The organism is Micromonospora sp. CNZ297, from assembly GCF_007827625.1.
Genome location: NZ_VISU01000010.1, coordinates 102377 through 120561 on the forward strand (window position 1 = coordinate 102377; position 18185 = coordinate 120561).

17 protein-coding genes are annotated in these 18185 nt (G+C 71.5%); 2 read left to right on the plus strand and 15 right to left on the minus strand.

The features are described 5' to 3' along the window. Positions 1-41: 41 nt before the first annotated feature. Genes FB454_RS19025 through yczE form a run of 3 tightly spaced genes read right to left on the minus strand, consistent with a single transcriptional unit; the run spans position 42 to position 1644 of the window. Positions 42-464 carry a PPOX class F420-dependent oxidoreductase gene (locus FB454_RS19025; RefSeq protein WP_047892650.1) on the minus strand — a complete coding sequence of 141 codons (423 nt, stop codon included), beginning with the start codon at positions 462-464 and terminating at the stop codon, positions 42-44. Further along, positions 461-1036 (minus strand): NADPH-dependent FMN reductase, encoded by a 576-nt coding sequence (locus FB454_RS19030; RefSeq protein WP_013473967.1) that lies wholly within the window; start codon positions 1034-1036, stop codon positions 461-463. The genes FB454_RS19025 and FB454_RS19030 overlap by 4 nt, the downstream gene beginning before the upstream one ends. After that, the gene (gene yczE / locus FB454_RS19035) at positions 1024-1644 is read right to left on the minus strand and encodes a membrane protein YczE (protein WP_145823254.1); all 621 of its coding nucleotides are present in this window, start codon (positions 1642-1644) and stop codon (positions 1024-1026) included. The genes FB454_RS19030 and yczE overlap by 13 nt, the downstream gene beginning before the upstream one ends. Before the next feature lie 57 nt (positions 1645-1701). Between yczE and FB454_RS19040 the strand changes: the two genes are divergently transcribed. Next, positions 1702-2187 carry a MarR family winged helix-turn-helix transcriptional regulator gene (locus tag FB454_RS19040; protein WP_091330225.1) on the plus strand — a complete coding sequence of 162 codons (486 nt, stop codon included), beginning with the start codon at positions 1702-1704 and terminating at the stop codon, positions 2185-2187. A 3-nt stretch (positions 2188-2190) separates the two neighbouring features. Next, positions 2191-3042 carry a putative RNA methyltransferase gene (locus FB454_RS19045; RefSeq protein WP_013283984.1) on the plus strand — a complete coding sequence of 284 codons (852 nt, stop codon included), beginning with the start codon at positions 2191-2193 and terminating at the stop codon, positions 3040-3042. Positions 3043-3048: 6 nt separating this feature from the next. Here FB454_RS19045 and FB454_RS19050 read toward each other — a convergent pair whose 3' ends face one another. The 12 genes from FB454_RS19050 to FB454_RS19105 all read right to left on the minus strand — a co-directional run bounded on the left by FB454_RS19050 (position 3049) and on the right by FB454_RS19105 (position 18124). Further along, a complete protein-coding gene (locus FB454_RS19050) occupies positions 3049-3729 on the minus strand; it encodes a DUF4272 domain-containing protein (RefSeq protein ID WP_013283983.1) in 681 nt (226 codons plus the stop codon). Positions 3730-3830: 101 nt separating this feature from the next. Next, positions 3831-5111 (minus strand): thymidine phosphorylase, encoded by a 1281-nt coding sequence (locus FB454_RS19055; RefSeq protein WP_013283982.1) that lies wholly within the window; start codon positions 5109-5111, stop codon positions 3831-3833. Positions 5112-5253: 142 nt separating this feature from the next. Then, entirely contained in the window at positions 5254-5955 is a 702-nt protein-coding gene (locus FB454_RS19060) for a cytidine deaminase (protein WP_013473962.1), read from the minus strand. A 104-nt stretch (positions 5956-6059) separates the two neighbouring features. After that, the gene (locus tag FB454_RS19065) at positions 6060-7340 is read right to left on the minus strand and encodes an ABC transporter permease (protein WP_145823255.1); all 1281 of its coding nucleotides are present in this window, start codon (positions 7338-7340) and stop codon (positions 6060-6062) included. 2 nt (positions 7341-7342) lie between these two features. Beyond that, complete coding sequence (locus FB454_RS19070; RefSeq protein ID WP_369752228.1) at positions 7343-8530, minus strand: ABC transporter permease; 1188 nt, start codon at positions 8528-8530, stop codon at positions 7343-7345. A 173-nt stretch (positions 8531-8703) separates the two neighbouring features. After that, positions 8704-10359, minus strand: a complete 1656-nt coding sequence (locus tag FB454_RS19075) for an ABC transporter ATP-binding protein (protein WP_013283978.1) — start codon at positions 10357-10359, stop codon at positions 8704-8706. Between the two features lie 121 nt (positions 10360-10480). Then, positions 10481-11551, minus strand: coding sequence for a BMP family lipoprotein (locus FB454_RS19080; RefSeq protein ID WP_030270517.1), 1071 nt, complete (start codon positions 11549-11551; stop codon positions 10481-10483). 276 nt (positions 11552-11827) lie between these two features. After that, positions 11828-12169: a hypothetical protein gene (locus tag FB454_RS19085; protein ID WP_013283976.1), complete on the minus strand. Its 342-nt coding sequence runs from the start codon at positions 12167-12169 to the stop codon at positions 11828-11830. Between the two features lie 208 nt (positions 12170-12377). Then, positions 12378-14189, minus strand: a complete 1812-nt coding sequence (locus FB454_RS19090) for a glycoside hydrolase family 13 protein (protein WP_145823256.1) — start codon at positions 14187-14189, stop codon at positions 12378-12380. A 142-nt stretch (positions 14190-14331) separates the two neighbouring features. Then, positions 14332-15231, minus strand: a complete 900-nt coding sequence (locus FB454_RS19095) for a sugar ABC transporter permease (RefSeq protein WP_013283974.1) — start codon at positions 15229-15231, stop codon at positions 14332-14334. Further along, the gene (locus FB454_RS19100) at positions 15228-16871 is read right to left on the minus strand and encodes an ABC transporter permease subunit (protein ID WP_013283973.1); all 1644 of its coding nucleotides are present in this window, start codon (positions 16869-16871) and stop codon (positions 15228-15230) included. Before FB454_RS19100 ends, FB454_RS19095 begins: the two co-directional genes overlap by 4 nt. Next, on the minus strand, positions 16871-18124 hold the full coding sequence (locus FB454_RS19105; RefSeq protein WP_013283972.1) for a sugar ABC transporter substrate-binding protein: 1254 nt from the start codon (positions 18122-18124) through the stop codon (positions 16871-16873). Before FB454_RS19105 ends, FB454_RS19100 begins: the two co-directional genes overlap by 1 nt. Positions 18125-18185 lie beyond the last annotated feature (61 nt).

An 18185-nucleotide genomic window follows, 5' to 3' on the forward strand; every position in this document is an offset into this window, starting at 1 on the left:
CTAGTCACCCCCGGTACGGGCGCGGCGGTGGACCGGTCCGGTCAGGGCCGCCAGCCGTACACCCGCTCCACCGCGAGCCGCAGGACCACCCGCCCGTCGGCCACCATGGCGGCCCGGTAGTCGGCCCAGTCCGGGTGCTCGCCGCGGATCCGCCGGTAGACCTCGACCAGCTCGTCGACGGTCGCGTCGTCGGTGGCCGCAGCGGGCGGGGTGAGCGTCACGGTGCCCTCGGCGACCGCGTACGCCCCGCCGTCGGCGGTGGTCACGTGGAAGCTGGCCCGGGGGTCGCGGCGCAGGTTGCGCACCTTGGCCCGGTCGCCCGTGGTGGAGCAGCGGATCAGGCCCGGCTCGGCCAGGTAGTCGAGGTTGGACAGCTGGGGGCGGCCGTCCCGGCGCAGCGTGACGAGCACTCCGCGCCCGCGCTCACCGAACAGTTCCCAGAGCCGGGCGCTCACCGCGCTCACCGCGCCACCTCGGTTCGCAGCGGCGCGAGCGCGGCGGCCAGCCGGGCGAGCTGATCCAGCATGAGCGCGGCGGCCTCCTCCCGGCCGGGGTCGGGTCGCAGCTCGCCCGCCTCGTCCAGCGCCTGCCGCAGGAAGACGACCACCTGGTCGTTGACCGGGGTCATGTTCAGCGTGGTCACCACCTGCTTGATCATCTGCACCGCGCGCAGGCCCCCGGAGGTCATGCCGTAGCTGACGAAGCCCACGGGCTTGTGCTGCCACTCGTAATAGAGGTAGTCGATCGCGTTCTTCAGCGGCGCGCTGAAGCCGTAGTTGTACTCCGGCATGACCAGGACGAAGGCGTCCGCGGCGTCGATCTCGGCGCTCCAGGCCCGGGTGTGCTCGTGCAGGTAGACCCGCTCGGACGGGTGGTGCGGCTCGTCGTGGAAGGGCAGGTCGACCTCGGCCAGGTCGAGGAGGCGTACCTCGTCGAAGCCGGCGTGGCGGACGGCGGCGGCGGTGAACCAGTCACCGATGCGGCGGCCGACCCGGCCGGGGCGGGTGCTGGCGACGACGACGGTCAGGCGGGGCATGGCGAGGTCACTCCTGTCGGGACGGGGGCCGGGGCGGTGAGCCGGGGAACGAACCAGGCGACGATCGGCCCGATGCCGATCGCGTAGAGCAGGGTGCCGGGGCCGACGGCGCCGCCGAGCAGCCAGCCGACGGCCAGCACCGTCACCTCGATCGCGGTGCGGGCCGGGCCGAGCGGCAGGCCGCGGGCGGCCAGGCCGGTCATCAGCCCGTCCCGCGGGCCGGGGCCGAGGCGGGCGCCGAGGTAGAGCGCGGTGGCGAGGCCGTTGAGCAGGACGCCCGCGACCAGCAGGCCGATCCGGCCGACGAGCGGGGCGACCGGCGGCAGGAGCGCCAGCGTGGCGTCGAGGGCCAGGCCGACGAGCGCGACGTTCGCCACGGTGCCGACGCCCGGCCGCTGCCGCAGCGGGATCCACAGCAGCAGCACCAGCAGCGCCACGCCGTTGACCAGCAGGCCCATCGGCAGGCCGGTGCGGTCGGCGAGGCCCTGGTGCAGCACGTCCCAGGACGCGAGCCCGAGGTCGGCGCGGACCATCAGCGCGACGCTGACGCCGAACAGGGCCAGGCCGGCGAACAGCCGTACCAGCCGGGACGGCAGTTTGGTTGACATGTCATCAACCTAGGCCGCAACTTGGTGACATGTCAACAACACCGGTACGATCGGCGCATGGACGAACCGCGCTGGCTGGACGAGCAGGAGGACCGCGCCTGGCGCGGCTACCGCCGCATGCGCCGCCTGCTCGACCTGGAACTGGCCCGGGAGCTGATGCAGGACGCCGGCCTCTCCGAGCCCGACTACGACGTCCTGAGCGACCTGTCCGAGACCCCGGAGCAGCGGCTGCGGCTCAGCGAACTCGCCGACCGGATGCTCTGGTCCCGCAGCCGCCTGTCCCACCACATCTCCCGCATGCAGCAACGCGGCCTGGTCACCCGGGAGGAGTGCGCCACCGACGGCCGCGGCTCGGTCGTCGTGCTCACCCCGGCCGGACGCCGGGCCGTCGAGGCCGCCGCACCCGGGCACGTGGCGGCCGTCCGCCGGCACCTGATCGACCGGCTCACCCCGGCCGAGGTGGCCGCGCTCGGCACGCTCAGCCAGCGGGTGATCGACCACCTCACCGGCCGCCTCACCGGCCGACCCGAGACGGAGCACTGAGCCGTGGACGATCGCATCCTCGCCCGGCTGCGCTGCCCGGTCTGCGCCGAGCCGCTCACCGAGACCACCGCCGGCACCGCACGCGCGCTGCGCTGCCCGCGCGGGCACAGCTTCGACATCGCCCGGCAGGGATACGTGAACCTGCTCGCCGGCCGCGCCCCGCACACCGGGGACAGCGCCGAGATGGTCGCCGCCCGCGCCGGCTTCCTCGCCGCCGGCCACTACGACGCCGTCGCCGCCGCGCTTGCGACCACAGCGGTACGCGTCGCGGGCTCCGACGCGTACCCCCTGGTCGTGGATGCCGGCGCCGGGACCGGGCACTACCTCGCGGCGGTGCTGGCGGCGCTGCCGGAGGCCGCCGGCCTGGCCCTGGACGTCTCCAAGCCGGCGCTGCGCCGCGCGGCCCGGGCGCATTCGCGGGCCGCCGCCGCGCTCGCCGACACCTGGCAGCGGCTGCCCCTGGCCGACCGGTCCACCTCAGTGCTGCTGAACGTGTTCGCGCCGCGCAACGGCCCGGAGTTCCACCGGGTGCTCGACCCGGGCGGCGCGCTGCTGGTGGTCACCCCGGCCGCCGACCACCTGACCGAACTCGTCGACGCGCTGGACCTGCTGCGGGTCGACCCGGACAAGGCCGACCGGGTCGCCGGCAGCCTCGGCGCCCACTTCGCCGAGGAGTCCGCGACCGGGCACCGGGCCCGGCTCGCGCTGACCCGCGCCGAGGTCACCACGCTCGTCGGGATGGGACCGAGCGCCTGGCACGCCGACCCGCGACGGCTCGCCGCGCGCATCGCCGCGCTGCCCGAGCCGGTGCCGGTCACGCTCTCCGTCCGGCTCGGCGTGCACCGCCCGCGCTGACCCGGCTCAGGTGGAGAGGTCGACCTCTTCCCAGCCCGGCGGCTCGTCGTGGTACGGCCCGCGCAGCACCACCGCCCACTCCAGCGCCCACCGGCGCTGCCCGATCGCGTTGGCGTCCACCAGCCCCGGCAGCGCGCCACCCGCCTTCTCGGTCTCCAGGTACGCCCAGTCGAGGCAGTAGTGCAGGTCCAGCAGCGCCGCGGCATCGCCGGGATGCTGCGGCGCGGCCAGGATCCGGGCCCGCCACTGGCCGAACGTCTCCCCCGCGACCAGGTTCGGCATCCGCTCGACCAGCCGCTCGTCCACCGGCACCGTCGGGTCCAGCTCCTTGGCCAGCCCGAGCACCCAGGCCAGCGAGAACAAGGCGTCGTGGTGCAGCACGAACGACCTGTGGTCGCCCCGGCCGCCCATCACGAACTGCCACTCCGGCGGCGTCACCGAGTCGACCAGGTGCGACTCCAGCAGCCAGCCCATCGCCGCCCGGGCGGGCATCCCGAAGCAACGGGCCAGGATCACGTGCAGCACCGCGATCCGGGCCTCGATCTCCGGGGTCGGACGCAGCTCGATCTCGTCGCCCGGCTCCCACACCAGCGGGAACTGCGGCGGCGGCAGCGGAAGACCCAGCCGGGACAACTCGTCCAGGCTCGCCTCCCGGACGGCCCGGGGATCGGGAGCGGGTACGCGCACGGTCAAGCCCCTGTCTGCTCACCTCGGCTCGTCGCCGGCCGATCCCCCCTGGCCTGGGAGGATAGCGGCTCCGGCCGGGCCGGCACCATGGCCGGTCCCGGTCAGCCGATCCGCTCGACGACCAGAGGCGTCGCGTCCGGCGCGTCCGGTGCCACCCGCACCGCGCGGCGCGCCTCGTCCAGCGCGGCGGGCATCCGCTCGGCGTGCTCGGCCCGCAGCTCGAACAGCGGGTCGCCGACCCGCACCCGGTCACCGCGGCGCTTGTGCAGCACCACGCCGGCCGGGATGCTCACCGGGTCCTCCTTGCGGGCCCGGCCCGCGCCGAGACGCCACGCGGCCACCCCGATCGCGTACGCGTCGACGTCGGCGACCCAGCCGTCCTCGGTGGCGGTGACCAGCTCGACCTCGTTCGCGGTGGGCATCGGTGCGTCCGGGTCACCGCCCTGCGCCCGGATCATCGTGCGCCAGGAGTCCATCGCCCGGCCGTCCCGCAGTGCCGCCTCCGGGTCGGCGTCCGGCAGCCCGGCCGCGTCGAGCATCTCCCGGGCCAGTGCCAGCGTCAGCTCCACCACGTCGGCCGGACCGCCACCGGCGAGCACCTCCACCGACTCGGTCACCTCGACCGCGTTGCCCACTGCGAGGCCGAGCGGGGTGGACATGTCGGTGAGCAGGGCGACCGTCCGTACGCCGTGCGCGCCGCCCAGCTCGACCATGGTGCGGGCCAGCTCGCGGGCGTCGTCGACGTTCTTCATGAACGCGCCGGAGCCGACCTTCACGTCGAGCACCAGCGCGCCGGTCCCCTCGGCGATCTTCTTGCTCATGATCGAGCTGGCGATCAGCGGGATCGCCTCGACGGTGCCGGTGACGTCGCGCAACGCGTACAGCTTGCGGTCGGCCGGGGCGAGCCCGTCGCCGGCCGCGCAGATAACCGCCCCCACGTCGCGGAGCTGGGCGATGAACTCGTCGTTGGTGAGCGCCGCCCGCCAGCCCGGGATCGACTCCAGCTTGTCCAGCGTGCCGCCGGTGTGGCCCAGACCCCGGCCGGACAGCTGCGGCACCGCCGCGCCGCACGCGGCCACCAGTGGGGTCAGCGGCAGGGTGATCTTGTCACCGACGCCGCCGGTCGAGTGCTTGTCCACCGTCGGCCGGGACACCGGCGACAGGTCGAGCCGCTCGCCGCTGGCGATCATGGCGGCGGTCCACCGGGCGATCTCCGGGGCGGTCATGCCGCGCAGCAGGATCGCCATGGCCAGCGCCGACATCTGCTCGTCGGCGACCAGACCCTTGGTGTACGCGTCGACCACCCAGTCGATCTGCCCGTCGCTCAGCACACCCCCGTCCCGCTTCGCCCGGATGACGTCAACCGCCGTAAAAGCACTCACTTCTCAAGATCCAATCAGTTGATCGCGCGTGGCCGCACCGACCCGCGAACGGTGACCAGGTCGGGCCGGGGGCCGACCGTGCCCGGCGGAGGGATCAAGCCTGACCGCCCGGAGCCGGGCACGGTCGGCCCCGGCCCCAACCTCAGCCCCAGCGGACCGGAATCTCCGTAGGAGGCTCACCCTCACCAGCCCAGAAGATCGTCCCCGAGGCGTCCACCACGACCACGCGCGGCGTCCGCGCCAGTCCCCACGCGATCGCCTCGGCCGGATCGTCCCAGGTCGACCCCTCCTCCAGCACGCCGGTCTCGGCGCCCTCGGTCTCACCGGACGACCGCTCCCAGTACGTCGTCCAGACCTGTTGCCCGGCCGACAGGTCGGGGTGCACGAACACGGTGCCCCGGCCCCGCCAGGCGGCCAGCCGGTCCGGCACCACGGGCACCGGGTGCTCGCCGGTCACCGCCTCGATGTCGGCCACGTCGAAGGCGTGCGGCAGCAGCTCCGCCATCCGCAGCGGTCCGCCCTTCGCCTCGACCAGGCACTCCGGCCCGCCCTGCTCCCAGAGGAGCTGCCGGCACCTGCCGCACGGCATCAGCGGCTCACCGGTGGCGTCGACGCAGGACAGCGCCACGATCCGGCCTCCGCCGGTCGCGTGCAGTTGCGAGACCACGCCGCACTCGGCGCAGAGCGTGACGCCGTAGCCGGCGTTCTCCACGTTGCAGCCGACCACGACCCGGCCGTCGTCGACGAGCGCGGCGGCACCCACCGGGAACTTCGAGTACGGCACGTAGGCGTGCCGCATGACCTCGGTGGCGGCGGTACGCAGCCGCTCCCAGTCGATCTCCATCACAACCCCCATTCTGCCCAATCAACGCCGATCGGTCGCGGGTGCGGCCGGAGACGACGATGCCCGGCGGGTCGCCCCGCCGGGCACGGTGTCGCGGCGGGCGGTCAGCCCTTGATGTACGGCTTGCCGTCGGCGGCCGGCGCCCGGACCTTGCCGACCAGCCCGGCCACGGCCAGGATCGTCGCCAGGTACGGCAGCATCGCCAGGAACTGGCTCGGGATGCTGCTGCCGATCGCGCCCAGGTAGGTGGCGAGCTGGTCGGCGAAGCCGAAGAACAGCGCCGCCAGCAGCGCGCCGGTCGGGCTCCACCGGCCGAAGATCAGCGCGGCCAGGGCGATGAAGCCCTTACCGCCGATCATGTTCTTGGTGAACGAGTAGAGCGCCAGCGTGTACGAGGCGCCGCCGACACCTGCCACCAGACCGGCCAGGATCACGTTGCGGTAGCGCAGCCGCAGCACCTTCACGCCCAGCGTGTCCGCGGCGGTCGGGTGCTCGCCGACCGAGCGGGTCCGCAGGCCCCACCGGGTACGGAACAGCGCCAGGTGGATGACGAGCACCAGCAGCAGGCCGACGTAGAGGAAGATGTTGCCCCGGAACAGCGCCGGGCCGAGCAGCGGGATGTCGGACAGCAGCGGGATCTCCCAGTTGCCGAACCGGGGCGCGCTGTTGTACTTCGCCGCGTCGGTCTGCATCAGCCGCTCGTACAGGAAGCCGGTGATGCCGACCGCGAGCAGGTTGAGCACGATGCCCATGACCACCTGGTCGACCAGGTAGCGGATGGAGAACACGGCCAGCAGGAACGAGATGAACGCGCCACCGATGGCGGCGGCCACCAGGCCCACCCAGACGCTGCCGGACATGCTGCCGAACAGCGCACCGGAGAAGGCGCCCATCAGGAGCTGGCCCTCGATCGCCACGTTGACCACGCCGGAACGCTCGCAGAGCACACCGGCGAGCGCGCCGAAGATCAGCGGCAGGGCCAGGATGAACGTGCCGCGGACGACGTTCACCAGCGGCATGAAGTTGCGGCCCTCGGGCGCGGCCGAGACCTGCCAGCACAGGAAGCTCAGCACGAAGGCGATCAGCCCGGTGCCGAGCAGCAGCGTGAACCAGCGTTTCGGCACACCGGCCAGCAGCGCGCCTCCGGCCGCGGCGGTGATCAGCCCGAACAGGATCGCGCCGACCGTACCGTTGATCTCCAGGGCGGCCCCGCCCTCGGTCTCGCTGAGCGTGAACCGCGCGTGCTGGTCGGTCGCGAGCGCGCCGAACAGCACCGCCGCGAGCACACCGAGCGCCAGCAGGACCGCGCCGATCTTCCGGTTGCGGGTCCAGAAACCCTCGTCGACCGCGGTAACGGCGACCTCGGGGACAGCGGTGGTGGACATGCTCACCAGCCCTTCGCGAGGCTCGTCTGCAACCGGGCGGCGCGGGCCGCCCGGAGCTGGAAGATCGTCTTCACCAGGGCAGGCGCGGCGATGAAGATGACGATGAGCGCCTGGAGCACGGTGACCAGTTCCAGCGAGATGCCGGAGTACGACTGCATCCGGTTGCCGCCGGCCTGGAGCGCGCCGAACAGCAGCGCGGCCAGCAGCACGCCCCACGGCTTCACGCGGCCGAGCAGCGCGACCAGGATGCCGTCGAAGCCGATCTGCGCGATCACCAGCGGGGTCAGCGCGGTGGCGGTGGTGCCGAGCACCATGGTCGAGCCGCCGAGACCGGCCAGCATGCCCGCGAACACCATCACCAGCACGTACGTCTTCGTGACGCTGATGCCGGCGGTCCGGGCCGCGTCCGGGTTCGCGCCCACGGCCCGCAGCTCGAAGCCGAGCGTGGAGCGGTTGAGCAGCCAGGCGATGAACCAGGTGGCCGCCACCGCGAGCAGGATGCCGGCGTGCACCCGCAGGTCTTCGCCGAGCAGCCGGGGCAGCTGCGCGGTGGAGTCGACCGGCTTGCTGATCGCGTCCGCCCGGTTCGGGTTCTGCACCCCGTTCTGGACGATGATCCAGGACAGGAAGTAGACCGCCACGTAGTTGAGCATGATCGTGTTGATCACCTCGTGCGCGCCGGCCCGTGCCTTGAGGATGCCGGGGATGAAGCCCCAGAGCGCGCCGCCGAGCGCGCCGGCGATCAGCGCCACCAGCAGGTGCACGACGGGCGGCAGCGGCAGCGCGAAGCCGGCCACGGCGGCCAGGATGACGGCGATCGTCGCCTGGCCCTGGGCGCCGATGTTGAACAGGCCGCCGCGGAAGGCCAGCGCCACCGACAGGCCGGTGAAGACGAGCGGCGCGGCGTAGGTGAGCGTCTCCGAGATCGGGCTCATGGCGGCGGTGAAGCCGACCGCGTCCGGGTCGAAGATCGCGCCCTTGAACAGGTTCGCGTACGCCTCGCTGACCACAGTCCAGCTGGCGTTCAGCGCGTCGGTGGGACGGGCGGTGATGTAGCTGTAGGTGGCGAGCACCTCGGGGTCGGACACGATGATCAGCACCGCGCCGACCACCATCGCCAGCAGCACCGCGAGCACCGTCACGGTGAGCGTGTTGGCCGCCCAGAGGTTGTCCAGGAACATCCGGCCCATGCTGGGGCGGGACTCCCCGGCCGGGTCCGGCTTCTTCGCGGTCGCGGTGGCGGGGACCGTCTGCTCGGTGTCACCGGCCGGCTGCGTCGGCGTCGCCCGGGCCTCGCTCAGCGACTCCTGCGCCTCGGTCGCCGGTTCCTTGTCCGGCGAGCCCGAGACGGGGTTCGGGTTGGTCATGCCTCGTCCTCGTTGCCAGGGCCGTCCTCGGTCGCGGTGGCGGCGTCCGGGGTGGCGGCGTCCGGGGTGATGCCGGCCATCAGCAGGCCGATCTCCTCACGCGGGGTGTCCGGGCCGACGATGCCGATGATCCGCCCGCGGTACATGACCGCGATCCGGTCGGCCAGGCCGATCACCTCGTCCAGTTCGCTGGAGACCACCATGACCGCGGTGCCGATGTCCCGTTCGCGGATGACCCGGCTGTGAATGAACTCGATCGAGCCGACGTCCACGCCCCGGGTGGGCTGGGCGGCGATGAAGAGCTTCAGCGGCCGGGACAGCTCCCGGGCCACGATCACCTTCTGCTGGTTGCCGCCGGAGAGCGTGCCGACCGCCGCGTCGGCCGAGGAGGTACGGACGTCGAACTGCTCGATCCGCTCCCGCGCCGACTTCGCGATGGCCTCGGGCTTGAGCGACAGGCCCTTGCCGAACGGCGGCCGGTCGTAGATGTCGAGCACCAGGTTCTCCGCCACGGAGAACTCCTTGACCAGGCCGTCCACGCTGCGGTCCTCCGGCACGTAGCCGACGCCGGCGCGGAGCACCTTCTTGGTCGACCAGCCGTGCGTCGGCTCGCCGTCGAGGCTGATCGTGCCGGCGAGCACCGGGCGCAGGCCCATGATCGCCTCGATCAGCTCGGTCTGGCCGTTGCCCTGCACGCCCGCCACGCCGAGCACCTCGCCGGCGTGCACCGTGAGGTCGACGCCGTCGACCGCGCGTACCTGCCGGTCGTCGTCCACGACCAGGCCGGCGACCTCCAGGATCGGCTTGCCGGGGGTGCCCGGCTTCTTGTCCACCGTCAGCCGGACGCTGCGTCCCACCATCAGCGCGGCCAGCTCGTCCCGGCTGGCGCTCGGCTCGGCGGTGCCGACGGTCTTCCCGCGCCGGATCACAGTGATCCGGTCGGCGATCGCCTTCACCTCGCCCAGCTTGTGGGTGATGAACACGATCGACTTGCCGGCGGCCTTGAGCGACCGCATGACGGTGAGCAGTTCCTCGGTCTCCTGCGGCGTGAGCACGGCCGTGGGCTCGTCGAGGATCAGCAGGTCGACGTCGCGGGTGAGGGCCTTGACGATCTCCACCCGCTGCTGGATGCCGACCGGCAGGTCCTCGATCACCGCGTCCGGGTCGACGCGCAGGTTGTACCGCTCGGAGACCTCGGCGACCTCGCGCCGGGCACGCCGGCGGTCGAGGATGCCGGCGAAGGGCCCCCTGACCTGCTCGGCGCCGAGCATCACGTTCTCGGCCACGGTGAAGACCGGCACCAGCATGAAGTGCTGGTGCACCATCCCGATCCCGGCGGCGATCGCGTCCGACGGGCCCTTGAGCTTCAGCGGCTTGCCGTCGACCAGGATCTCGCCCTCGTCCGGCTGGTAGAGGCCGTAGAGCACGTTCATCAGGGTCGACTTGCCGGCGCCGTTCTCGCCGAGCAGGGCGTGGATCTCTCCAGGCTCCACCGTCAGGTCGATGTGGTCGTTGGCGACCAGATCACCGAACCGTTTGGTGATGCCGCGCAGTTCGAGTCTCAGCGCAACCTCCTGGAGTGCGAGCGATGGTGCAGCGTAGCGACCTGCCGCGCCGCCACCACGCCGGGTGGGGATGTTCGGGGGATTCAAGGTGATCGGCCGCCCCGGCGCCGGGGTACCTTCCCCGTTGCGCCGGGACGGCCGGATCGTCAAACCTGGTGCCCGCCGGCCCCCGCTGCCGATGATCGCACCGCGGCGGCCGGCGGGACCGTCACTTGGTCGGCTGGGCCTTCGAGGTGACGGTGATGGTGCCGGCGGCGATGTCCGCCTTGATCTTGTCGACCTCGGCCTTCAGGTCCGCGGGGACCTTGCTCTCGAAGTCGTGGTACGGGGCGATCGAGACGCCGGTGTTGGCCAGCGTGCCGACGAAGCCCGGGGTGGACTGGAGCTTCTCGCCACCGGCGGCCTTCACCACGGCCTCCTTGACGGCCTCGGGGATGTTCTTGACGACGGTGGTCAGGATCACCCCGCAGTCCGGGGTGCTCTCGCAGCCGTCGATGTCCACCCAGACGACCGAGTACTTGCCGCCCGCGGCCTTGGCCGCGGAGGTGGTGCCGAGACCGGCGCCACCGGCGACCGGCATCACGACGTCGGCGCCCTGGGCGACCAGCGCGTCGGAGACCTTCTTGCCCTCGTCCTGCTTCTCGAACGAGTTCGCGAAGGAGCCCTTCTGGGCGGCCTTGTCCCAGCCCAGAACCTGGACGTTCTTGCTCTTGGCCTTGTTGTAGTACGCCACGCCGTCGGCGAAGCCGTCCATGAAGATGGTGACCGGCGGGATCGGCAGGCCACCGTAGGTGCCGACCTTGCCGGACTTGCTCATCCCGGCGGCCAGGTAACCGGCCTGGAACGCGGCCTGCGCGGTGTCGAACTGCATCGGGTAGACGTTCGACACACCCGGGTTGGCGTCGACGATGCCGAACTGCTGGTTCGGGTTCTTCTCAGCCGCCGCCTTGGTGGCGTCCGACATCAGGCCACCGACGGCCAGGATGAAGTCGCACTTCTGGTTGACGAACCCGGTCAGGTTGACCTCGTAGTCCGCCTCGGCCTTCGACTGGACGTTCTTGATCTCGATCTTGTCGTTCTCCTTCTGCGCCTCCTGGAGGCCCTTCCAGGCCGAGGCGTTGAAGGACTTGTCGTCGATGCCGCCGACGTCGGTCACCATGCAGGCGCTGAACTTCTTGCCACCGTCGCCGCCGGCGTTCTTGTCGTCGTCCGGAGCCTCACCACACGCGGCAGCGCCCAGCACGAGTCCACCCGCCACGATGGCGGAGGCGATCCGCATCCCACGCACAGAGCGCAAGACGTCTCCTTCCCCTTGCACACCGCGTCGTGCGCGGTGCACAGCCCTTCGCCGGCCTGCGGTGTGCCGCCGGCGTCCCACGTTACGGACGGGAGCGTACGCCCGCGCCCACCCACCGGCCGACAATCGTGCACGACTGTTGAGCGTCTGTTACCCCGGTGTAACCCTTGGGTGGGGCACGTCACTTCTCATGCCGGTAGGCGCGCGCGGTGGTGTCGCGAACGTCCGCTTTCCCGAGCTTCCCCGACTCCTGGCGAACTAACGCCAGAACACCGCGACGGCAGCGTTGACCAGCGTCAACCCGACGATCGCGAGGAAGTGGCCACGGTTGACGGTCTCCCGCTTACGGGAGAAGAAGACCATGACGAAGATGAGCAGCGCGAGCACCAACTTGGTAACAAGTTTCGCCGGGGCCGGCTCGTCCCCGTCCCGCAGCGGAGCGGACAGCCCGATGCCGGTGAGGATCTGGATGATCGCGCCCCAGAGCATGGCGGCGTTGATCCGCAGCCGGCCGGTGACGTACTGGGCGATCGCGCCACCGAGCAGCAGCGCGAAGCCGATCAGATGGACGTAGAGAAGAATCAGTCGAAGAGCTTCCACGCGGCCCATCCTCCCTCATCAACGACGCTTCGTAGTAGTCACCCCGCCGACCTGCCGTCATACCGTGACCCGCCCTCCCGCCGCCCGCCCGCCCCCCTTCCCCCGCGATCTTGCAGTTACCGCCCCGGCATCCGGGACGAATGCCGCGCGCCACGGGCCGGAACCGCAAGATCGCGGGGGGCGGGAGAGTGGGTGGGTGGGGGGAGGGCTAGCGCAGGCGCCAGACCTGGAACGTGGGGCCGTCCGCGGGGAGGGTCACCGTTCCGTCGGCGTCGGGGTGGAGGGCGGGGGCGTCGCCGTAGACGTTGTCTCCGGCTCCCACGCCGGTCAGGCGGACCGGGGTGCCGGGGGCGCGGCGGGCCAGCACCAGCACCGTCGACGAGGGCGCCTCGCGCAGGAAGACCAGCGTGTCCGCGTCCGCGTGCACCCACCGCAGGCCGCCGTGCCGCAGCGCCGGCTCGTCGCGGCGCAGCGTCAGCAACGACCGGTACGCGTCGAACGTGCGCCGGTCCCAGCTCTGGCGCCGGTGCCACGGCATCGGGGTACGCGAGCCCTCCCCGTTCGTGCCGGTCAGGCCCAGCTCGTCCCCGGCGAAGACCACAGGCGTGCCGGGCATGGTGGCGAGCAGTCCGGCCGCCACCTCCTGCCGGGCCGCGTCGCCGACCACGGTGCGGATCCGGGCCGAGTCGTGCGAGCCGAGCAGCTGCCACGAGTGCGTGTAAGACCGCCAGGACACCAGCGACCGGTAGGTGTTCATGGTGGCGAGCACCGCGTCCGCGTCGCGCCGCCGTACCCCGCCCGGGGTGCCGAGGAAGTTCGGCACCGGCTCGTCGCCGTGGCGCAGCCAGGACCAGACCGGGTCGGTGAAGCCGACGTAGTTCATCGTCCCGTGCCAGCCGTCGCGGTCCAGGTCACCGGTGTGGTCGTGGCCGTGCTCGGCGAGCAGCAGCCCGTCCGGCCGGGTGTCGGCGACCACCTCGCGCAGCAGCCGCGCCACCTCGTGGGTGTACGCGTCCGCACCGCGCCGCCCGGTCATGTTCGCCACGTCCACCCGCCAGCCGTCCAGCCCGTACGGCGGGCGCAGCCAGCGGCGCAGCAGCGAGTCCTCGGCGGTGGCGAACCGGCGGCGCAGTTCGGCGCTGCCCCAGTTCAGCTTCGGCAGCGACTTCACCCCGTTCCACGACTCGTAGTCCGAGCCGGGCAGGTCGAAGTAGTACAGCTCCCGTTCGGGCGCGTTGACGTCGGAGACGGCGGCGGTGAACCAGTGGTGGGCGTCGCCGGTGTGGTTGCTGGTGATGTCGCCGAGCAGCCGCCAGCCCCGGGCGTGCACCGCGTCGGCGAGCCGGGCCAGCGCCGCGTCGCCGCCGAGCAGCGGGTCGACGGTGTCGAAGCTCGACGCGTCGTACCTGTGGTTGGACCGCGCCGGGAAGACCGGCGTGAGGTAGACGGTGTTGACGCCGAGCCGGTCCAGGTGGTCCAGGTGCTCGGTGACGCCGTCGAGGTCGCCGCCGTAGAACTGGCGGGGCGTCTCCGGGCCGCGGCCGACGACCGGGGTGTCCCAGCCGCATCGAATCGCCCAGTCCGGCGTGGTCCGGCCGTCGGCGGCGGCCGAGCGGGCGAACCGGTCCGGGAAGATCTGGTAGATCACCGCGTCGCGGGCCCAGGCCGGCGGCGGGGCGTAGCTGACCAGCTTGAAGTCGCCGTTGTCCGGCACGTCGTGGCCGGCCAGCCCGGCGGCGTTGAGCCAGCGGGTGCCGCGTTCGCCGTCGAGCAGGAAGCGGTAGTTGCTGACCGGGTTGCGGACCTCGACGTCGGCCCGCCACCACACGTCGCCGTTCTCGGTGCGGTCGATCCGCGCCTCGGCGAAGCGCGGCTCGCCGTCGCCGGTGGTGCGCACGTGCACCTGGGAGACGCCGGTTCCGGCCGGTACCCGGACGAAGACCGGCACGGTCTGCCCGAGCGCGGGCTCCTGCTCCGGGACGTATGTTGCGGAGCCGTCGTGGTGCGGCTGAAGGGACATGGTGCTGCCTTTCGCGTCGTACCGACAGGGAGAGGGGGCGGGCACCCGCCGCGGTCGGTTCACCCGACCGCGGCGGTCCGCCCGAGAACCGCTCCGGTGTACGCCGACACGACGCCCTTGCCGCAGCGTGAGCCGAGGAGGCTCAGCCCTTGACCGCTCCGGAGGTGAGTCCGGAGACGATGTAGCGCTGGAGCAGTTGGAACACCAGCACCGTCGGGATCGCGGTGAGCAGCGTGCCCGCCGCGAACATCCCGAAGTTGTTGTTGCGCTCGCCCGCGACCAGGCCGAACATGCCGACCGCGAGGGTCTTCGACTCGGGTTCGGTGAGGAACACGTTGGCGATGATGAACTCGTTGATCGACCCGATGAACGCGAGCAGGCCGGTCACCGCCAGGATCGGCGCCACCAGCGGCAGCATGATCCGGAAGAAGACCTGCACGTGCGACGCGCCGTCCATGGTCGCCGACTCGTCCAGCTCCTTCGGCAGCGTGTCGAAGAAGCCCTTCATCAGCCAGGTGTTCGCGCCGAGCGCCCCACCCATGTAGAGCAGGAACAGGCCCCACGGGGTGTTGAACCCGATCACCGGGTAGAGGTCGGTGAGCGTGGTGAAGATCAGGAAGATCGCCACGATCGCCAGGAACTGCGGGAACATCTGGATCAGCAGCAGCGCGAGCAGGCCGACCCGGCGTCCGGCGAAACGCATCCGGGAGAACGCGTACGCCGCTAGCGACGACAGGAAGATCGACGCGAAGCTGGCCACGCCCGCGAGCAGCAGCGAGTTGAGGAACCAGTGGCCGAACGCGGTCTTGTCGAACAGGTTCGTGAAGTTCTCCAGCGACGCCCCGGTCGGCAGCAGCTCGGTGGAGGAGAGCGTGCCGAGCGGGTTGAACGCCGCCGAGATCACGAACAGGATCGGGAAGAGGCTGAACGCCACCGCCAGCACTCCGACCAGGTGCCGCCAGCCCACCTGTGCGAACCAGCGGCCGCGCGAGCGGCGGGCCGGCCGGCGGGTGGTCGTGGGCGTCTCCGCGATGGTGGTCACGAGTACACCTCCTCCTGCTTGCGGGTCCGCCGGAAGCTGATCGCCGACACCGTCGCCACGATCGCGAAGATGAAGATCGAGACGGTGGCGGCCAGGCCGAACTCGGCGCCCTGTGCGCCGAACGCGAGCCGGTACGTGTAGGTGATCAGCAGGTCGGTGGCGCCGTTGGTCGGGTTGTCCGGCGCGAACGGGCCGCCCTCGGTGGTGAACAGGATCGCGTTGACGTTGTTGAAGTTGTACGCGAACGACGCGATCAGCAGCGGCGACAGCGCCACCAGCAGCAGCGGCAGGGTGACCGCCCGGAACGACTGCCAGGGCGACGCGCCGTCGACCGAGGTCGCCTCGGTCAGCTCCCGCGGAATGGCCTGCAAGGCGCCGGTGGCGACCAGGAACATGTACGGGTAGCCGAGCCAGAGCTGCACCAGCAGCACCGCGATCCGGGCCGACCAGTTGCCGCCGAACCAGTCGACGTCCAGCCCGAACAGGTTGTTGAGCAGGCCGAAGTCGGTGTTGAACATGTCCCGCCAGATCAGCAGCATGGCGAACGACGGCATGGCGTACGGCAGGATCAGCACCATCCGGTACAGGTTGGTGCCGCGCATCCGGGGTGAGTGCAGCGCGAGCGCGATGGCCATGCCGAGCAGGAACGTCAGCCCGGTGGAGCCGATCGCGAACGCGAAGTTCCAGGCGAGCGTGCCGAAGAACGGGCCGGAGATGTTCGGGTTGGTGAGCACGGTGCTGAAGTTCTTCAGCCCGACGTCGACCTTCCAGCCCTGGGCGAGGCGCTCGCCGTCGGCGGCGACGAAGGAGCCGGACTTCTCGTCGGCGGTCCACGTCCTGCCGGTCTCGCTGTCCTTGACGCAGTCGCATCCGGCGTCGTACGCCCGGATGGCCTTGCCCTCGTACGCCCGGGTCAGGCCGTTGGAGCGGATGGCGCCCTCGTCGGTGGGCACGATGAGCGCGGTGACGGCGTCGCTGCGGTTGCTGGCCTGCCCGATGTTCAGCAGGGTGTAGCCGTCCGCCGCGGTGATCTTGCCGCTGAGGCTGCTCACCTCGACGTCGGCGGCGTCGAGCTTGCGCAGCCCGTCCGCGTCGCCGGCGAAGACGTCCTTGGTCTTCGGGTCGCTGAGCAGGAAGGTCAGGGCGCCGGTCGCCGGGTCGCCCTTGGTGGCGATGGTGAGGTTGTACTCGGTCGAGCCGGGCACCTGCTTCACCGAGGCGGTCTGCACGGCGACGATCGCGTCGTCCTTGCTGCCGCGGTGGCCGTCGCCGAAGTTCGTGAACGCGGTGCTCGCGGTGTAGAGCACCGGGAAGACCTGGAACGCGATCAGGAAGAGCGTGCCGGGGACCAGGTACTTGGCCGGGATGTGCCGGCGGCTCAGGTAGAGGTAGAACAGGCCGGCGGTGGTGACCGCCAGGACGCCCAGCGCGAGCCAGTGCTCGGCCTCGATGAGCGGGAAGGCCGCCCAGATCGCGATCCCGGCCACCAGGCCGAGCAGGACCACCTTGACGACGAGGCCGGTCGCGGTGATCGGCGCGTGTTGCCGCGCGGTACGGGACGTGCGCGGGAGCCCACGGCGTACGGGCTCCCGGCCCGGGGCCTGCGGTGCAGACCCCGGGCCGGACAGCGGCGCGCTCATTACTTGATCTGACCCTGGATGGTCTTGCCGGCGGCCGTGATCGTCTTGGCCGGGTCGGCGCCACCGATGATGGCGGCCTCCGCCTTGCCGAACGGGTCCCAGATCGCGGCCATGGCCGGGATCGCCGGGAGCACCTGGCCGTTCTTGCCGGCCTCGGAGAACTTGGCCAGGTCCGGGTCCTCGCCCTTGACCTGGTCGAAGGCGGCGGTCAGCGCCGGCGGGCGCGGCTCGGCCTTGTACAGCGCGACGGCCAGCTCGGGCTTGGTCACGTAGTTGGTGACGAACTCCTGGGCCAGGGCCTTGTTCTTGCCCTTGGCGGCCACGTAGAACGCCTGGACACCCACGAACGGCTGGGCCTCCTTGCCACCGGCGAAGCCGGGGACCGGGGAGATGTCGTAGGAGATGTTGGCCTTCTTGGCGTCGGCCACGGCCCACGGGCCGGAGACCAGGAACGCGCACTTCTTGCCGGTGAAGGTGGCGATGGAGTTCTCGCCGGTGATGGAGCGCTTCAGCGCACCCTCGCCCTTCTCACCCAGCTTGGCGATCTTCTGGAAGGCAGCGATCGACTCCGGCTTGCCCACGCCCAGGTCCTTCGGGTCGTAGTCGCCGTTCGCCGCGGTGCCGAACAGGTAGCCGCCGCCCGAGGTGTAGAGCGGGTAGATGTGGTAGGCGTCGCCGTTCTGGCCGGACTGCAGGCACAGGATCTCGCTGGCCTTCTTCTCCGCCTTGAGCTTCTTGCCGGCGGCGACCAGGTCCTCGATCGTCTTCGGCGCCTCGGGGGCCAGCTCGGTGTTGCGGATCAGCGCGACGTTCTCGGTGGCGTAGGGCACGCCGTAGAGCTGGCCGTTGAACGTGACGGCCTTGATGGCGGTCTCGTTGAAGCCGGACTTCTGCTCGGCCGGGAGCTGCACCGGGTCGATGGCGCCGTTCTGGACCAGGTTGCCGATCCAGTCGTGCGCGCCGACCACGACGTCCGGGCCGCTGCCCTGCTGCGAGGCGGTGACGAAGTTGGTCTGCAGGTCCTTGGAGACGGCCTGGACCTCGACGGTCACGCCGTTCTCCTTGCCGAACTCCTCGGCGAACGGCTTGAGGGCGGCCGTGCGCTTGTCGTCGGCCCAGATGACCAGCTTGCCGCCGGTCGCCTTGGCGGACTCGCCGGCGGCCGGCTTGTCGTCGCTGCCGCTGTCACCACAGCCGGAGGCGGCGAGCGCCAGGCCGAGGACGGCGACCACACCCGCGGTACGGATGCGCATCGGTACTCCTGTCGTCATGGCGGCCCGCCGGGGGAAGGGCGGCCCGCCAGTGGAAACCTCT